This is a genomic window from Ureibacillus aquaedulcis (genome assembly GCF_030418165.1).
GTDB lineage: Bacteria > Bacillota > Bacilli > Bacillales_A > Planococcaceae > Ureibacillus > Ureibacillus aquaedulcis.
The window spans coordinates 153,907-171,392 of record NZ_JAUHTQ010000001.1; the positions used below are offsets into that span (position 1 = coordinate 153,907).

Consider the following 17,486-nt stretch of genomic DNA (forward strand, 5'->3'; position numbering starts at 1 on the left):
GGTATCTGCCTTTTCTAGTCTGCCAAAAGCGTCCTTTTGTCGATTCTTCCGTCGCACAAGGATGTGCAAATGCAGACGATGCAACAGGAAGTTGCGTTTTCATCGACGCGGAGTCTTTCGCGAGCACCCTCCGCTTTTCTTATTATTTAACTGTTAAGAAAGTTGTTAGTTTGTCGTTATCCAATAGATTTCCAACTAGGAACTCGCCAAATTCTCCGTACCTTGCAGATACTTCATCAAAGCGCATTTCATAAACGATTTTTTTGAATTGAAGCATATCCTCGGAGAATAATGTTACGCCCCACTCATGATCATCGAGTCCGACTGAACCAGTAATGATTTGTTTAATCTTGCCAGCATAGCTGCGGCCGATAAGACCATGTGAATGCATTAACTTGCGGCGTTCTTCCATATCCAGCATGTACCAGTTATCGTTGCCTTCACGACGCTTGTCCATAGGATAGAAGCAAACATATTTTGTACGTGGCAATTCTGGGTACAGTCTTGCACGGACATGTGGATTTTGGTAAGGATCTTCATCAGAATCTTTCGCTAAGTAGTTCGAAAGCTCAACTACAGAGACATAAGAATATGTTGGCACTGTAAAATCAGCAATCGCCAATTTATTAAATTCCGCCTCTAATTCTTGCAGTTCCTCCGGAGTTTCACGCAGAATCATAAGCATAAAATCAGCTTTTTGCCCGATAATTGAATAAAACGCATGAGAACCTGTTTTAGCAACATGTGCTTCATTTAGTTTTTCTAAATATTGTACGAACTCATCGACTGCTTTTGTGCGTTCTTCTTGAGAAACTAATTTCCAGGAAGTCCAGTCGATCGCTCTGAAATCATGTAAACAGTACCAGCCATCTAATGTAATTGCTGCTTCATTCATTTGATAACACTCCTTAATTGATAATCATTCACAAGTATCTTAGCACAAAATCAAAATAATTCCTTGTAAGAAAGGGCACATATTGTGGAAATTCACTAATTTGACAAGAGTGGGCAGTTTAATCCCAATATGAGTATGCCATTTAAAATTGGCTTAATTCAGTAATCCACCAAAAGGGGCAACTTTGGAAAAACAATAAATTGGATTTGATGGACTTAATCTTTTTCGTGTATGCTTATCTTAGTATTCACCAACCGATTAAAAGGAGTAACAACCTATGCATCCTTTATTACAACAAGATACATGGCGTTTTATCGATCAATCAATCACGATGAAAGCTCGGACGCCACTTGAGTCATTCGCGATGGATGACACACTTTGCGAATTGGTCGGACAATTGCAATCACACCCAGCCGTTCGAACTTGGGTTCACCATAATACAGTAGTTCTTGGCATCCAAGATCACCGATTGCCGTACGTTCAAGAGGGAATCCAATACTTGCATTCTAGAAACTATCAAGCCATTGTTCGCAATTCCGGCGGGCTAGCCGTAGTGTTGGATAGTGGTGTGCTAAACATTTCCATTATCCTTTCAGAACGGGTAGGAGCCATTAACATAAATGAAGGCTATGACGTAATGGTAGACCTTATTAAGCTGCTATTCCCTGAAGCTTGCGATAAAATAAAAGCTTATGAAATTATCGGATCTTATTGTCCTGGTTCCTACGATTTAAGTATTGATGGAAAGAAATTTGCCGGTATTTCGCAACGCCGTCTCAGACAGGGCATTGCAGTTCAAATTTACCTTTGTATTGAAGGCAGCGGTAGTGAACGCGCAAGACTAATAAGGGATTTTTATGCCATTAGCTTAAAAGAAGAACAAACGAAATTTGCTTTTCCTAAAATTCAGCCTGAAGTCATGGCTAGCTTGAGTGAATTATTGGATAAACCCTTAACAGTTCAGGATACAGTTTTCAGACTGCAAGCTGTATTAAGTCAATTAAGTAATCAAAATATTGCTCAATCATTTAATGAAAAAGAATTGGAGCTTTATACTTTCTATCTAAATCGCGTCCTTGAGCGAAATGAAAAAATGCTCTATAAGAAATAAGATTCATATGTAGGGAAAAACGTGAATGTGCTTAATTCGGCACATCCACGTTTTCTTTTTCGCTATTGCCAGTTGTATAGTTTGCAACCAGGTTACCATTCTTCTCCATCTTAAAAACAGGAGCAACGCGGTTATCCTCTTCGTCGAGGGTTACTAGTCTACGAGCACGATTCATAATTTGTACAAATTGCTCATAATCTTCGCGAATTTCTTTATTCTCTTGTTCTAGTCGTTTCAATTGGCGTTCTAATTCTTTTATTTTTTCAGTTGATGTATTTGCAATATGGCGCCATTTTGTTGCTTCCATATCGTTGCCGCCTTGATGCTGTAAACGCAGTAAATAGGCAATGACAATGTCCAGATTTAAAGCCGATAAGGAGAGCGATTTTGTTTCTTCTGCTGGTTGTGCGCCTGGCAGCAAGTAAACACTCTGTGTACGGCGTCTACCATTCATTCCCAACACTCTCATTCTTTCTTTTCTTTCCTTTTTTGCCTCAGCTAATTGTTTTTCATATAAGCGACGCACAACAGCATTCCATCGGAAACCACAGGCAGCGGCTGTTCGGTTTAACGCATCACCAGCTTCCTCAAAGGCATTTAACTGGGTACTTCCTTCTTTAACATGTCGAATAACCGCCTCAGCTAATAATTCGTCGTTTTCTTTTAACCAAGCATCTTGTCTAACTTTGACCATTTTTTTAAACCTCCTGTAAAGTTCATAGTTTTGTTTATTTGTTTGTTCAAAACTTATAGTGTCCAAGAAGTTCCAATTTTATTCAAATATTTTCAATCTATATATTAAATTCGTCTTTTTTACTCTTTTAGGAGTGTGATGTGAATTAAAGATATTTATAGAAAAGGCAGGAACAGATTAGACCTTTGATTGATAATTATTATTTTTACTTGATGATGACTGTTTGCTTAGGCTAAAATATCTGTTAGATTAAAAAGTAAATCGGGACAATAGTTTGCGGAAAAGTAAAGACATCATCAGTAGAAAGGGTTGTTGGCAAAATGGCAAACGAATTCAAAGTTTGCGATGAATGTCAGGCCGTTAATTTAAAAACGTTAATTCCTAAGTTAAAAGAATTAGATCCAGAAGCGACGATTGAAATTGGCTGTCATTCATATTGTGGTCCGGGACGCAAAAAAACATTTACGTTCGTAAATGGGCGACCAGTAAATGCATTAACCGAAGAAGAGTTGATGGAGAAAGTAATAGGAAAACTAAAAAAATAATGAAAGAAAGCTACCTTCCAACAGGGAAGGTGGCTTTTTTGAATTCTTATTTAGGATTTGGAATTATAACCTCTACTAATATTGGAAGCTGCTGCTGAAAAAGAAACCGCAGCCTACTATGTAAGCTGCGTACTAACTCAAGAAGCCTTGGAAGTAGTTAGAAAGTAGGGCGGGTGTTTACATAAGCCGTTGACAAAAGCGCAACATCGTGTTGCATTGTCACCATGACCAACGTCGTGTTGGCCTCTAAGACAAGTCGTAGATTCAACAGGTTGGCTCGAGCTGCTTGTGGCTTAGACCGCTCAACAAAATAATACTTTATTAGTAATTCATATTGTACAGTCTTTATTAGCTTAAAAATTAGCCACATTTCAATCCCGATTTCTCTACTTAAAACTAGTCTAGTATGATAAAAATCCACCAACATGTTTTCTTTTCTAGTAATTTAGTGGGTGTTTGATGTAATTCATTAAAAACTCTCATATAATAAAGGGTAAGTAATAGAGAGTGAGGTGCGGACTGTGGAAGATTATGCGAGTGCTAAGTTAGTTGAAGAGAAAGTATTTAAAGATCCAGTACATGGCTATGTTCATGTACGTGATCAAGTGATTTGGGATTTGATCGCTACGAAAGAGTTCCAAAGATTACGGAGGATTCGACAATTAGGAACTACTTTTCTAGTATTTCATGGGGCAGAGCATAGTCGGTTCAATCATTCACTAGGTGTCTACGAAATTGTTCGACGGATTGTGGACGATATTTTCCATGGTCGACCTGAGTGGGATAATAATGAACGACTCTTGGCTTTATGTGCAGCCTTATTGCATGACGTGGGGCATGGACCTTTCTCTCATGCCTTTGAAAATGTGTTTGGAACAAATCATGAAGAATATACAAGAATGGTGCTGTTGGGGGATACAGAGATTCATGAGGTCCTATCCCGTGTATCCAAGGACTTCCCTGAGAGGATAGCTCAGGTAATCGATAAAAACTATACAAACCAACAAGTCGTTAGTTTGATTTCAAGCCAGATTGATGCGGACCGGATGGATTATCTGCAGCGGGATGCTTATTATACAGGGGTTAGCTATGGCCATTTTGATATGGAACGCATTTTACGCGTTATGCGTCCGCGAAAGGACATTATTGTTATTAAAGCAAGTGGCATGCATGCCATAGAGGATTACATTATGTCCCGCTATCAAATGTATTTGCAAATCTATTTCCATCCTGTATCACGCAGTGCAGAGACGATATTGAATAATATATTGAAACGAGTTAAACATTTAAGTGATGAAGGCTATTCATTCAAATTTGAACCGATTCACTTTAAACCATTTTTCGAAAACAACAGTACAGTAAAACAATATCTAGATTTAGATGAAAGCATCATGCTAACCTATTTCCAATTCTGGATGGAAGAGAATGACGCCATCTTAAGTGACTTATGCAGACGTTTCGTAAATCGGGATTTGTTCGAGCATGCCGATTTAAACCCGGAGGAAGAGCCGGAGCGATATGCATGGCTGGTGGAGCAGGTAAAATCAATTGGATTGGACCCGGAATATTATATTAAAGCGGATTCTACTTCAGATTTACCCTACGACATGTATCGACCAGGCATATCATCCAAGAGCCCCATTTATTTGGAGATGCCAACTGGTGAGATACGCGAACTTTCGGATCAGTCGCATATTGTAGAAACCATTGCTACAAAAATTAAAACAGATTACAAAGTATATTTCCCTAAAGAGGTAGGGGTTTAGGCAAGTTGAAAGTAAGGTCAACAAAGAGGGGAAACTGACAATAAAATTTAAAAGAGAATCTATTTATACCAAGTCCATGTTAATGAACAAGATGGGATAGATTCTCTGGTGAAAGATTATTGATCGCTGGCACGTACACCGGCCTTAGCATAATGGTTCTTAGCCATTTCTTCGATTATGACAGTTACAGCTTCCGGTGGTGCGTTTACCGTTTCTACTACTGCTGCAGTCACTTTTTCTGCTAAAGCTTTTTTCTGTTCGTCTGAACGACCTTCTAACATTTTTACTGTTACGATTGGCATTTTACATCCTCCTAAGTGGATAAAATTAGTGTATATTCTTTATAATAGGCTTAGATGGAGGGATTTACAATATGACAAATGAAGAAAAACCGAAACAAAAGTTGGGCTTTACCATTATAAAAAATGATCCTACTGATGGCCATAAAGGCTTTGGTATTGGTTCATTATCGTTGGAAAATGTATCGCCGGTTTTTATTGATATAGAGGAAAAAAACGCATTTATAGATATTGGTGCGATGCATGCAAAGAGTGAAGTAGAGCGCCGAATTAAATTTACAACAAATCGTGAGGACTCTGAGGGCGGGAAACCCTACTGGCTTGTATGGGTGACGATTGACTTTAAAGAAGATGGTCCATATTTTGCCGGGGTAACGGCCTGCGAAATGGTAGTGAACAAAGAAAAACGCCGAGGATATAAAATTTTGGCAGACCATGTCAATAAAATGGACAAATCCATGAAACGCAAAATAATGGTTGATTACATGGATGATGTATCAAAAGAAGTATTGGCAGACTTCCTGAAATCTCACAATCTAGAAATGTGGGAAAGAAGTGATGAGCAGCTTCGGAATGATCTAACGGTAATTAAATCATAAGTTATATTTGGCAATAGTATTAAGTCAATAGTTTATTGTGAAAAAATATCCTCAAATTTGAACAAAATGTGACAATTTGAGCTGGGATTTAATCCGTTATTGAAACTAAGTTTGAAAAAAAGTACACTGAAACTAAGCTTCATTAGTAAGCTAGGACACTTGGCTGAACGAATTGTTTGAGACTTATGCGGCATTTGAAACATCCCAAGCCGGATGCCCCATGAATCTCATACCTTCGTTTTGCCATAAAAATCACTTTAAATTTAGAAACATATTTGTATACTAATATACCATTTTTTACTATAAGAAATAAAAGCCCCTTCTGGATAGCGGAAATTATTCCGATCCAGAAGGGGCTTTTTTATTATTGACAGCTTTAAGTATGCTTTGTCATTTTTATAAAAAGGATGCAGGAGAAAGGTCTGATTCAAAAAATGCGAGCCTACTTTTGTAAGCTCGCGTAAGTTATTCAAACATCCCTTTAAAGGCTTCAAAAGGGAAGAGGTCTATGAAGTCGTCCCAGGAATCTTTATCAAAGAATTCAAAGGAAGAACATTTTTCTGTCGGAACATCCTCCGTTTTTACGTAAACCATTCTTTGTTTTGGACAAGCGTCCGTTGCGAGCTTCCCGGTTTCAACGTCAATCAGGACACTTTCAACGCCTTTTGGAGCTTCAAAATTTTCGTTAGGTTTTCCTTTATTGATGGCTTCCATAAAATCGATCCACACTTGTTTTGAAGCAGCCATATCCTGCTGGACAGATAAGGTTTTTCCTTGGTCGTAGCCATTCCATACACCTGCCGTCACACTTGGTGTATAGCCGACCAGCCACTGGTCGCTTACCGTTGTCCCTGATTTTGCGGCATAGGTGTGCGTCATGCGTGGGCGTAATGACACTCCGGTAGCAGGGGAGTAGTCACTAAACACAGGATCGAAAATGCCGGTCATCATATCTGTTAGTAAAAAGGCGTTTTCCTTAGAGATGACCTGCTTGCTCTTAGGTTTTTTATACTCGTACACAACCTCGCCATCTGCATTTTTGATTTCAAGGATTGTAGTAGGTTTTGTTTCTTTCCCGCCATTCGCTATCGTGTTATAAGCTTTTGTTAAATCAAATAGCGAATTCTCCGTTGTTCCAAGAGCGATGGACGGATTGTTTGCCTCTGAAAAGTTTAGGCTAAAACGATCCAAGATATCTCGGTACTGATCATATCCAATTTCCTCTAAAGTTTTGACCGCATAGATATTATCCGATATGGCAATCGCTTGTGCGAGCGACATTTGGCCATCCGCAAATTGTCCATTTACATTTTGGGGTTTGTAAGTTGCCCGACCATTATCATAAGTGAAAATCGTCTCGCCAACGTCCATAAATGTAAGCGGCGAAAATCCATTTTCTAAAGCGGCAGCATATAAAAATGGCTTGATGGAAGAGCCGGGTTGCCGTACTGCTTGTGTTACGCGGTTAAACGAGCTATCTTCATAATCTCGTCCACCAACTAAAGCGGTTACTTGGCCCGTTTCCACATCCATACTAACGAAGCCAACCTGCAACTCACTGTCCGGCATATTATCTTCAATGGCCTCATCTACAGCGAGTTGATGTGCTTGGTTTAAAGTCGTTTTAATCGACCAGCCACCTTCACGGATATTAAGATTCTCTTTTTCCAGGATTTTGGTTGCCTCTTGCCATGCCACATCTAGAAAGAAGGGAGCCTTGGATTTAGCAGCAGTCCACTGTTCATTTTTTAAGACAATTTCCTCGGAATTCGCACGATTCTTTTCCTCAACTGAAATATATTTTTGCTTGTCCATTAATTCCAGTATAACCGCTTGTCGACCAACTGCTTTTTCATAATCATTGATTGGCGAATAAATGCTTGGCCCTTTCGGAACCCCGGCTAATAAAGCAGATTCGGCCAAGGTTAATTCACTCGCGGATTTGCCGAAGTAATAACGGCTTGCCGCTTCAATTCCGTACATTCCGTGTCCATAGTTAACCGTATTTAAATAACCTTCAAGAATTTCATCTTTATCGTAAAAAACTTCTAACCTGTATGCATAAATGGCCTCCTGGATTTTCCTTGTCCAAGTTTTATCAAGGGTTAAATAGAGATTACGAGCTAGCTGCATACTGATCGTACTTGCTCCTTCAGCCATACTTTGTGTCTTTAAGTCTGTTAAAAGTGCACTGGCAATACGGGAGTAATCAAAACCATTATGTTCGTAAAAGTCTTTATCCTCAACGGCAACGGTTGCATCTATTAAATATGGCGAGATTTCATCCAACTCTACCCAATAGCGTCTTTCGGCAGAAAAGTAATCGCCAATACGATTTCCATTATTATCGAAAAACACGGATGCTTTTGGCACGGTCAAAGGTGGAGCACCAGCAATCTGAGCATATACACGCAAAGCGATAAACCCAACAACAACTGCAAATACAGCAGCAACAGCAGTAAAGGTTGTGTACTTAATCCATTTTCTTCGTTTTCTTTGTCGTCTATAATTTTCCCTTTTCATCCGTATTTCACCTCAATCCATTTTTTTCATACTAGCCATAGTATAGACTTGAATCGTGACCTTTAATCGAAATTATACGTAAAAAAACTGTTGCAACTTGTCTAAAATTATCTATAATTTTTTCAAGTAGCTGGTTGTAATGGTGTGGAAAACCTCTCTTCCTAGCAATGTGAAGATAAAATGGGAATCCATAAAAAACCATTCACATTATCTTATACGAATAAAGTCGAAAAAAGTTTCAAAAGACCTAGTTTGTTGCAATTTTCATGCATGCTGAAGTATATCTCATTGGAAATGCTGTGATAGTGACAAAGGGGAATGGACATGCTCTAAATATTTTTCCAAATTTGGTTTGAGTTGAGCAAATAGTCGACAAAATATGATAAAGTGAAATCGATTGAGTCCTTTTGATGGAAAGATTCGGGGGACTCTCGTGTAAGCTTGAACGAGCAAAAAAGGGAGACTGGTTTTGAAAATAAGAATTGAAGGTGAAATAAATGAGATTTGATGAAACTTATGCAGGAAATGTATTTATTAAAAGCCATCCAAATTATGAAGAGTCAAAAGCGGTCCTTTATGGAATGCCAATGGACTGGACAGTAAGCTACCGTCCAGGTTCCCGTTTTGGCCCGGCTCGTATTCGCGAAGTATCCATTGGATTAGAGGAATACAGCTTATATTTAGATCGTGAATTGGATGATGTGAAATTCTTTGACGCTGGGGATATCCCGCTTCCGTTCGGGAATCCAGAAAAGTCATTAAAAGAAATCAAGGAATTCGTAAGAAAAGTAGTAGCTGCGGGCAAAGTGCCGGTTGGTATGGGAGGAGAGCATTTAGTTTCCCTGCCTGTCATGGAGGCTGTATATGAAAAATATAACGACCTAGCAATTATTCATTTTGATGCACATACAGACTTGCGTACTGATTACGAAGGAGAACCATATTCACATGCGACGCCGATTCGTAAAATTGCAGACCAGATTGGTCCGAAAAATGTTTACTCATTTGGGATCCGTTCAGGGTTGAAAGAGGAATTCGAATGGGCAAAAGAAAACGGCATGCACATCTCACCATTTGAAGTGCTGGAGCCACTAAAAAAAGTTTTACCTACATTAGCTGGTCGCAATGTATACGTAACAATCGATATCGACGTTCTGGACCCAGCGCATGCACCGGGAACTGGTACAGTGGATTGCGGTGGAATTACTTCCAAAGAATTATTGGCATCCATTCATGAAATCGCTCGAAGTGGCGTAAATGTAGTAGGCTTCGACCTTGTTGAAGTAGCCCCGATCTACGACCACTCCGAAATGACTGTTAACACAGCCGCTAAATTACTTCGCGAAATGATTCTTGGTTGGGTTAAGTAATAACTAAATCAAAATAGCTTTAAATAAAAAGCATCGGAAATATCTTTCCATTTTCGATGCTTTTTTTTATGGTTAAATCGACAGAAACTCCCTGCAAAAATACTATGATATATATTAAATTGGTACAGAATTTGAAAAAGAAAAGGACAACAAGTATATAATTATTAAATCCAAAGGCGTATGCTTTTGGATTTTTTTAAAACTTCCTCATAATTATGGTATGATTGAACTTTGATTAGGCTTTAATATATAATATAAAGGTTATAGTAATGCTAGCCAAGGAGCTGACTCAGCGATGAGTATGGAAGAAACTAAAGTAAAAATAAAACTAAATTCCACAATTTCACCGATAGATGGAGAAAAAGAAAATTACGAAATGTGGCTAGACGGGACACTTGTTAAAAAATCCGGCAAGACCTATTTGCGTTATGTAGAACAGCTTGACGAAAAAGAAATCCGAACAACGGTAAAAATGGGAAATGAACAAGCTCTTATTTTACGTGGTGGCGGCGTGAAAATGCGTCTGCCATTCAACAACATCCAAGAGGAAATCGGAGAATACGATACGCAATTTGGCTCCCTGCCAATCATAACGAAAACCAAGCACCTATCCCATATTCATAATGAAGATAGCAGCATGAGCGGAAAATTTAACGTACAGTATGATCTCATCATCAGCGGTCAATCCGTCGGAAAATATACATTGGAAATACATTATTCGGAGGTATAAAAATGAATGCAGTAGAACAATTGCAACAAGCAATCAAAGACGCTTTGCAAGCGGCAGTTGAAAAATCAGGTTTAGTTGAAGCGGGTGCACAATTCAATATCCATCTAGAAACACCAAAGGATAAAGCGAACGGTGACTTCGCATCGAACTTAGCGATGCAATTAACAAAATTAGCAAAAAAACCACCACGTGCCATTGCAGAAAGCATTTTAGAAAACATTGAAACAGAAGGTACAGAAATCGAAAAATTAGAAATCGCGGGCCCAGGTTTTATTAACATCACAGTACGTAAAGCTTTCCTGGCTGATGTAGTAAAGGCTGTAAAAGAGCAGGGGGAAAACTATGGTCGTTCTACATCCGGCAACGGGGAAAAAGTCCAAGTCGAGTTCGTTTCAGCAAACCCGACAGGTGACCTTCACTTAGGACATGCCCGTGGTGCTGCATTCGGCGATTCTTTATGCAACGTACTAGACTTTGCAGGATTTGATGTATCTCGTGAATATTATATCAACGATGCTGGGAACCAAATCAACAATCTTGCCCATTCTTTGGAAGCACGCTATAAGCAGGCGCTTGGAATGGATGCTTCTATGCCGGAGGACGGCTACCATGGTCAGGATATCATCACGATTGCCGGTAAATTGGTTGATGAGTTCGGCAGCTCCATCCTTGAAAAATCCGATGAAGAACGCTTCGAATTCTTCCGTGAACATGGCTTGAAGCTTGAGCTGGACAAATTAAAAAATGACTTGGCAAACTTCCGCGTAAACTTTGACGTTTGGTATTCAGAGACATCTTTATACAAAAACGGCAAAATCGATGTAGCATTGAATAAATTAAAAGAGAATGGTCATGTGTTTGAAGAAGAGGGGGCTACTTGGTTCCGTTCGACTCCATTCGGTGACGATAAAGACCGTGTATTAATCAAATCCGACGGTTCGTTCACTTATTTGACGCCGGACATTGCCTACCATGAAGATAAAATCCAGCGCGGTTTTGAAAAGCTGATCAATATTTGGGGTGCCGACCACCACGGCTATATCCCACGTATGAAAGCGGCAATTCAAGCACTTGGATACGATCGTGAAAAGTTGGAAGTGGAAGTTATCCAAATGGTACAGCTTTATAAAAACGGCGAAAAATATAAAATGAGTAAACGTACAGGAAATGCTGTGACGATGCGGGAATTGGTTGAAGAAGTTGGCTTGGATGCGGTACGTTACTACTTCGTAAAAACTGCTTGTGATTCACATATGGATTTCGACTTGGACCTAGCCGTGTCACAATCTAACGAAAACCCTGTTTACTATGCACAATATGCTCATGCACGCATCTGCTCAATTATTCGTTCAGCAGATGAGCAGGGATTCAAAGCTTCATTAGATCAGCTAAATCTGTTAACAGCAGAAAAAGAAGAGGATGTACTGAAAAAAGTAGGTGCATTCCCACAGGTAGTGGCAGAGGCGGCAAAACACCGTACACCTCACCGTGTTGCAAACTACATTCAAGATTTAGCAGCTGCATTCCACAGCTTCTATAACGCAGAAAAAGTGCTTAACCCAGACAACAAAGAGCTGACAGAAGCACGCCTTGCATTAATCAATGCAGTCCGCGTAACACTAGCGAATGCATTACGTTTAATCGGAGTGGCGGCTCCAGAGAAAATGTAATATCAAATATCATCTAAACCAGCCCCTAGAAAATAGGGGCTGGTTTTCTTGTTAAAGGGGTTGTAAGAAGATGAATTAGTAAGATATTGCGTAGCTACTTCTTATTAAGATGCAGGAATGCTACTTTTTACATTTATAACGTTTCTATAATCACAAGTGAGGCTATATAGGAAATAACTATCTTTTAATCTATTTCGAATGCACCTAGTTTTATAGAAAAAGGTATGATACGGTTTGCAAAGACTGCCTAAGGAGATGAACCTTATGAATAAAAAGTATACTGCGTTTTTAGCTGCCCTTGCTGCTACGGCAGTGATATCGGTTCCTGCAGCCGATGCAAATTCATTGGATTTTTCGGATTTATCGAAAGCAAACATACATTATGAAGCGATTCAATCACTGGCTACTCGAGGGGTACTAAATGGTTTTCCGGATGGTACGTTTAAACCGAATCAGTTATTGACAAGAGAACAAGCAGCAATAATCTTAACAAAAGTCTTAAAGATTGATGCTTCCGGTTATACAAAACAAGTTTTTTCCGATGTTGATTCAACTTCACCCTATTTTAGGGAAATTAATGCTTTATATGAACGAGGAATAATTAGAGGTTATCAGGATCAGACCTTTAAACCGGGAAATTCATTAACAAGAGCCGAAATGGCAAGTATTCTTGTAAATGCATTTGATATCCGGATCTCTTCTTCAATCACATATCCTTTTAAAGATATTGGTGCTTCATCGTGGTCCCGTTCTTATATTCAAGCGTTATACGATGCTCGCGTGACAACGGGGACAAGCAAGACAACATTTTCGCCAAATGAACCAGTGAAACGTGATCAGATGGCATCTTTTGTTGTTCGAGCTGAAGCATATAACCAAGCACCGGCTGCTGAAAATGATTTCGCCGAACAAGTTGTAGAATATACGAATATTGAAAGGGCGAAAAACGGACTTCAACCATTGGAGATTTATCAACCTGTAATGAATTCGGCCCAAATCAAATCAGATGATATGTCCAAAAATAGTTATTTTAGCCATAATAGCCCTACTTATGGCACGCCATTTGAATTAATGACATCTCTTGGTATTTCGTACAGAGCTGCCGGTGAAAATATTGCGAAAGGGCAGCGGACAGCACAGGAAGTTGTAGAAGCCTGGATGAATTCCGAGGGCCATCGAGCCAATATATTAAACGCCAACTTCACTCATATCGGTGTCGGATACGCACAGGACGGGAATTATTGGACGCAACAATTTATTCGTCCATAGCCTATAGTTTTTTATTTATATTTGGTGGAAGAGAGCATATCCTGCTCTCTTTTTTTATGAACTCTCGCATGCACCGAACTGCATGTCGAGGATAAAAGACAACTAAATTTTTACGAAAGTATAAGGAGCGAAGAATGTCGTGAAATCAGTATTCTTGGTTCTTGATTATTTTAATTTCATACGGTATGCCATTTTTTTCATAAAAGTTTATAATCCCTATAAAAAAACTTTGATTAAGGTATTGACTGCCGAAAATTCTGAAAGTAAAATCAATTTATTACTTATCTTATTTTTCTTAGTGGATAAGTAGGGAATTGTTATACATAGCTGATATTCGAACAGGAAAGGAAGACTGTACGGTGAAGGATCTATTCATAAAAACAGAGCAACAACGTGTTTGGCTCGAAAAGTTAGCAAGCATAGAGAAAAAAATCAAAAGTAATGCACAAGAAATCGATGAGCAATCATCATTCCCTCATGAGCATATCCATGAACTCCGAAAAATTGGCTACACGAAATTGACTTTACCCAAAGAACTTGGTGGCGAAGGTTTCAATGTATATGAAGCAATTGCACTTCAAGAAACGCTAGGAAGCTATGATGGCAGCACAGCTTTGGCGACTGGGTGGACATTGCTGACTGTTGGAGAGCTGTTCGAAAACAAATATTGGGAAACTTCGAAATTAAGCGAGTTTGCAAAAAAAGTAGAACAGGGTGCCATCATTAACCGTGCAGTTAGTGAAGTGGCTACTGGAAGTCCCATTCGTGGCGGTCGACCAGGAACAACTGCAAAAAAGTCCGGCAACCAATGGATCATTAATGGCAGAAAAAGCTATACAACAGGCTCACCAGAACTAGATTACTTCTTAACATCAGCTTGGATTGAAGAGGAGGAGAAAATTGGGTTCTTCTTGATTCATAAGGATTCAGAAGGGTTAGCGATAGATGAAACTTGGGATGTAATTGCAATGCGCGGTACTGGAAGTCATGATCTAGTACTAAACAATGTAATAGTGGATGAATCGGATTTAGTGGAGCTTCCTACTTACACTACAGGTTTTAAATTAAATGGGTGGTTACTGCTTGTACCTGCTACATATTTGGGTATTGCACAAGCAGCAAGAGATTATGCACTTCAATTTGCCAATACGCATTCACCAAATAGTATTAAGGGAACTATTGCTACATTGCCGAATGTGCAAGCATTGCTTGGTGAAATCGAATTAGAGCTTGCGACAGCTCGCTTTACTTTATACGGTGCTGCACAAAGCTATGTGGAATCAAAACAAAAAGAAGCACAAGGATATCAATTATCAGAAGAAGAGGGAACATTAATTATCAATGCAATAAATACAGCAAAACATGTGGTAACAAACGCAGGCCTTAAAGTAGTCGATAAAGCAATGCGTGTTGTAGGGGCAAAAAGCCTACAACGTTCAAACCCGCTGCAGCGATACTATCGGGATATACGTGCTGGACTTCATAACCCGCCAATGGATGACATTACAATTAAAAAATTGGCCGAAGCGGCATTAAAGGATAATGAAAATAGAGGGAGATAATTAAAATGAAAATTAACAAACTATTGAAATTTGCAGTTGTAGGTTTAGCATCTGTATCAATACTTGCCGCATGTGGCGGCAATGAGACTAGTGGAAGCTCTTCTTCATCTACAACAGAAGATGGCCAGGGAATCCGTAAAGTGAAAGTTGCGTACGATCAAGCAGGTAAGCCGATGACATTTATCGATGATAAGGGTAATCCAACTGGTTATGACGTAGAAGTGATGAAATTAGTTGATGAATTAATGCCGGAGTACGAGTTTGATTATGTTGGTACAACAAATGATGACTTACTAATTGGGGTTGAACAAGGGAAATATCAAGTTGGTGTAAAAAATGCCTTCTGGACAGAAGAACGTACAGAGAAATTTATATTCCCGCAAGAGTTTTTAGGCTTAAGCAGTGCGGGGCTTGTGCTGAAAAAAGAGAATGAAGATATTAAAGATTTAAGTGATTTTGCATCTGCAGGATTTACTTTAGCTCCAATTGCTGCAAACAATGCTCAATATACGGTGATTGCTGAATATAACGAAGCAAATCCTGATAACCCTGTAAAATTGCAAGCAGGTGAAGAGTTTACTGTGGATGTCGTTCAATGGGTAAATGAAGGACGTGTAGACGGCGGTGTAATTATCGAAGGTGCATTCAATGGGCAAGTATTGGCTGAAGAAGGACCATATCATAATTTAAAAGATGAGGTTGTTTACAACGAATTCGATGTAATTAAAACTTGGCCATTATTTAATAAAAAAGAGCAGGAATTTGCAGATGCATATGATAAAGCAATTAAAGAACTAAAAGAATCTGACAAGTTACGAGAATTAAGCAAAGAATTTTACGGAAGAGATTTATTTGAAGTATTAGATCAAGTAGAACGCTAAATTTATTTTTTATCCTATATAAATTTTAAGGAGGGCTGTTGGGCTGTCAAATTTGCTCATAGTCCTTTTCTGATATGTAAATATAAAAATGATAGTAGGTTCGATTTTCGAAAGGAAAGTGGTGAACTTTATTGGAAAAGTATTTTGATATTACTTATTTATGGACTACTATTCCTCAGCTAATACCTTTTCTATGGATTACGTTACTTGTTGCTGCTCTTGGCGTTCTCATTGGATCACTTTTAGGCTTGTTATTGGCAATGTTTAAATTATCGAAAAATAAGATTCTAAGATTTATTGCAAATACCTATATTACAATCATGCGTTGCACACCATCCATTGTTTTGTTATTCCTTGTCTATTATGGGATTCCGGCATTTTCGGAATCTTTTCTGGGGATCTATTTACAAGATGTTCATACCGGTGTTTATGTTGTCATTACATTTAGTTTACAGTTTGCTGCAATGATGGCAGAAGTCATTCGGTCAGCGTATCTTTCGGTCGATAAAGGACAATATGAAGCTGCAGTAAGTGTCGGGTTAACACCATTCCAGGCATACCAACGGATCATATTCCCGCAAGCTTTCGTGATTGCTCTCCCTAACTTTGGCAATGGCGTCATTTCCGTCTTACAAGAAGGAGCACTTGCTTATACAATCGGCTTTATCGATATCGTTGGAAAGGCAAACTTAATTATTGCGAATAATTACAATACACATGCGTTCGAAATTTATATTGCTCTTGCAGTATTTTATTGGGTACTTTCAATTGCTATTGAAAAGTTCTTTGGAAGACTTGAGAAAATATTTAGCAAAGGGCAACGTTCGCTAAAAACTAGTTAAGGAGGAGCGCACATGGATTCTAGCTTTCTAAATATGGAATTTCTGATCGATACATTCTTTGTAGCATTAAGTGGTGTACCGGTAGCGCTTCTAGTAACAGTCGTTGCGATGGCGATTGCGTTGCCGGTCGGTTTTTTTCTTGCCCTAACACGTATTAACGAAATTCCAGTTTTAAATTGGTTTACAAAAATTTATGTATCCTTTGTACGGGGAACGCCCATTATTATTCAAATTTTTGTTTTATATAGTGTCATTCCCCTAATTTTATCGGGAATCTTCGAAAAATATCATATTGACTATCCAGTCTATGATATAAATCCATTGTGGTATGCTTTTATTATTTTTTCATTTAATACAGCTGCTATTTTAGTAGAGGTTTTCCGCTCCGCTTTGAAAACGGTAAGTCAAGGACAGCTTGAAGCTGCTTATTCAGTAGGGTTAACATCTTCTCAGGCATATCGAAGAATTATCATCCCGCAAATGCTTGTTACAGCGTTACCGAATCTCTGTACGGCGACTATAAATTTAATAAAAGCAACCTCTCTTGGTTATGCAATTTCCCTGCAGGAAATTACATTAAAGGCAAAGGTGGCGGCAAATGTGGGCTATAACTATTTAGAAGCATATATTGATATTTTCATAGTTTACATGATTTTATGTATGACGGTTGAATACTTATTTAAGCTGTTCGAAAAACGATTAAGCCGCTATAAATACACTACTGCTTAAG

Annotated in this window: 16 protein-coding genes and 1 pseudogene; 13 read left to right on the forward strand and 4 right to left on the reverse strand. The window is 38.8% G+C overall.

Annotation, left to right across the window (positions count from 1 at the left end; translation table 11 throughout):
- Positions 1-142 precede the first annotated feature (142 nt).
- Positions 143-895: a hydrogen peroxide-dependent heme synthase gene (gene hemQ, locus QYB95_RS00800; RefSeq protein ID WP_301136169.1), complete on the reverse strand. Its 753-nt coding sequence runs from the start codon at positions 893-895 to the stop codon at positions 143-145.
- Positions 896-1,172: 277 nt separating this feature from the next.
- Between hemQ and lipL the strand changes: the two genes are divergently transcribed.
- On the forward strand, positions 1,173-2,006 hold the full coding sequence (gene lipL / locus QYB95_RS00805; protein WP_301136170.1) for an octanoyl-[GcvH]:protein N-octanoyltransferase: 834 nt from the start codon (positions 1,173-1,175) through the stop codon (positions 2,004-2,006).
- 31 nt (positions 2,007-2,037) lie between these two features.
- Here the strand turns inward: lipL and QYB95_RS00810 are convergent, their stop codons facing one another.
- On the reverse strand, positions 2,038-2,700 hold the full coding sequence (locus tag QYB95_RS00810; RefSeq protein ID WP_301136171.1) for an RsfA family transcriptional regulator: 663 nt from the start codon (positions 2,698-2,700) through the stop codon (positions 2,038-2,040).
- Between the two features lie 320 nt (positions 2,701-3,020).
- Between QYB95_RS00810 and QYB95_RS00815 the strand changes: the two genes are divergently transcribed.
- Together QYB95_RS00815 and QYB95_RS00820 are read left to right on the forward strand one after the other, a co-directional pair.
- On the forward strand, positions 3,021-3,245 hold the full coding sequence (locus tag QYB95_RS00815) for a YuzB family protein (RefSeq protein ID WP_301136172.1): 225 nt from the start codon (positions 3,021-3,023) through the stop codon (positions 3,243-3,245).
- Between the two features lie 521 nt (positions 3,246-3,766).
- Positions 3,767-5,011, forward strand: a complete 1,245-nt coding sequence (locus QYB95_RS00820; protein ID WP_301136173.1) for an HD domain-containing protein — start codon at positions 3,767-3,769, stop codon at positions 5,009-5,011.
- Positions 5,012-5,127: 116 nt separating this feature from the next.
- On the opposite strand, the gene QYB95_RS00825 is transcribed toward QYB95_RS00820, so the two are convergent.
- A complete protein-coding gene (locus QYB95_RS00825; RefSeq protein ID WP_301136174.1) occupies positions 5,128-5,313 on the reverse strand; it encodes a 2-hydroxymuconate tautomerase in 186 nt (61 codons plus the stop codon).
- 71 nt (positions 5,314-5,384) lie between these two features.
- Here QYB95_RS00825 and QYB95_RS00830 point away from each other — a divergent pair, with 71 nt between their 5' ends.
- Positions 5,385-5,909, forward strand: coding sequence for a YwhD family protein (locus QYB95_RS00830; protein WP_301136175.1), 525 nt, complete (start codon positions 5,385-5,387; stop codon positions 5,907-5,909).
- A 465-nt stretch (positions 5,910-6,374) separates the two neighbouring features.
- On the opposite strand, the gene QYB95_RS00835 is transcribed toward QYB95_RS00830, so the two are convergent.
- Positions 6,375-8,432 carry a transglycosylase domain-containing protein gene (locus QYB95_RS00835; RefSeq protein ID WP_301136176.1) on the reverse strand — a complete coding sequence of 686 codons (2,058 nt, stop codon included), beginning with the start codon at positions 8,430-8,432 and terminating at the stop codon, positions 6,375-6,377.
- A 497-nt stretch (positions 8,433-8,929) separates the two neighbouring features.
- Here QYB95_RS00835 and speB point away from each other — a divergent pair, with 497 nt between their 5' ends.
- From speB to QYB95_RS00875, 9 genes and pseudogenes are all read left to right on the forward strand, one after another.
- Complete coding sequence (speB, locus tag QYB95_RS00840; RefSeq protein WP_301136177.1) at positions 8,930-9,802, forward strand: agmatinase; 873 nt, start codon at positions 8,930-8,932, stop codon at positions 9,800-9,802.
- 295 nt (positions 9,803-10,097) lie between these two features.
- Complete coding sequence (locus QYB95_RS00845) at positions 10,098-10,532, forward strand: YwiB family protein (protein WP_301136178.1); 435 nt, start codon at positions 10,098-10,100, stop codon at positions 10,530-10,532.
- 2 nt (positions 10,533-10,534) lie between these two features.
- Positions 10,535-12,202 carry an arginine--tRNA ligase gene (gene argS / locus QYB95_RS00850; RefSeq protein ID WP_301136179.1) on the forward strand — a complete coding sequence of 556 codons (1,668 nt, stop codon included), beginning with the start codon at positions 10,535-10,537 and terminating at the stop codon, positions 12,200-12,202.
- 264 nt (positions 12,203-12,466) lie between these two features.
- Positions 12,467-12,670, forward strand: a pseudogene (locus tag QYB95_RS19270) (S-layer homology domain-containing protein); the annotation flags it as partial.
- The gene (locus tag QYB95_RS00855; protein ID WP_425609164.1) at positions 12,662-13,471 is read left to right on the forward strand and encodes an S-layer homology domain-containing protein; all 810 of its coding nucleotides are present in this window, start codon (positions 12,662-12,664) and stop codon (positions 13,469-13,471) included. The pseudogene QYB95_RS19270 and the gene QYB95_RS00855, both read left to right, overlap by 9 nt.
- Positions 13,472-13,830: 359 nt before the next feature.
- Positions 13,831-15,033: an acyl-CoA dehydrogenase family protein gene (locus QYB95_RS00860; protein ID WP_301136181.1), complete on the forward strand. Its 1,203-nt coding sequence runs from the start codon at positions 13,831-13,833 to the stop codon at positions 15,031-15,033.
- 5 nt (positions 15,034-15,038) lie between these two features.
- Complete coding sequence (locus QYB95_RS00865) at positions 15,039-15,914, forward strand: transporter substrate-binding domain-containing protein (RefSeq protein WP_301136182.1); 876 nt, start codon at positions 15,039-15,041, stop codon at positions 15,912-15,914.
- Positions 15,915-16,045: 131 nt separating this feature from the next.
- Positions 16,046-16,756: an amino acid ABC transporter permease gene (locus QYB95_RS00870; RefSeq protein ID WP_301136183.1), complete on the forward strand. Its 711-nt coding sequence runs from the start codon at positions 16,046-16,048 to the stop codon at positions 16,754-16,756.
- Positions 16,757-16,768: 12 nt separating this feature from the next.
- Positions 16,769-17,485, forward strand: a complete 717-nt coding sequence (locus QYB95_RS00875; RefSeq protein WP_301136184.1) for an amino acid ABC transporter permease — start codon at positions 16,769-16,771, stop codon at positions 17,483-17,485.
- Position 17,486: the final 1 nt, after the last annotated feature.

Coding starts and splice junctions, on each gene's coding strand:
- hemQ (WP_301136169.1), bottom strand. CDS start 895: ATGAATGAAGCAGCAATTACATTAGATGGCTGGTACTGTTTACATGAT.
- lipL (WP_301136170.1), top strand. CDS start 1,173: ATGCATCCTTTATTACAACAAGATACATGGCGTTTTATCGATCAATCA.
- QYB95_RS00810 (WP_301136171.1), bottom strand. CDS start 2,700: ATGGTCAAAGTTAGACAAGATGCTTGGTTAAAAGAAAACGACGAATTA.
- QYB95_RS00815 (WP_301136172.1), top strand. CDS start 3,021: ATGGCAAACGAATTCAAAGTTTGCGATGAATGTCAGGCCGTTAATTTA.
- QYB95_RS00825 (WP_301136174.1), bottom strand. CDS start 5,313: ATGCCAATCGTAACAGTAAAAATGTTAGAAGGTCGTTCAGACGAACAG.
- QYB95_RS00830 (WP_301136175.1), top strand. CDS start 5,385: ATGACAAATGAAGAAAAACCGAAACAAAAGTTGGGCTTTACCATTATA.
- QYB95_RS00835 (WP_301136176.1), bottom strand. CDS start 8,432: ATGAAAAGGGAAAATTATAGACGACAAAGAAAACGAAGAAAATGGATT.
- speB (WP_301136177.1), top strand. CDS start 8,930: ATGAGATTTGATGAAACTTATGCAGGAAATGTATTTATTAAAAGCCAT.
- QYB95_RS00845 (WP_301136178.1), top strand. CDS start 10,098: ATGAGTATGGAAGAAACTAAAGTAAAAATAAAACTAAATTCCACAATT.
- argS (WP_301136179.1), top strand. CDS start 10,535: ATGAATGCAGTAGAACAATTGCAACAAGCAATCAAAGACGCTTTGCAA.
- QYB95_RS00865 (WP_301136182.1), top strand. CDS start 15,039: ATGAAAATTAACAAACTATTGAAATTTGCAGTTGTAGGTTTAGCATCT.
- QYB95_RS00875 (WP_301136184.1), top strand. CDS start 16,769: ATGGATTCTAGCTTTCTAAATATGGAATTTCTGATCGATACATTCTTT.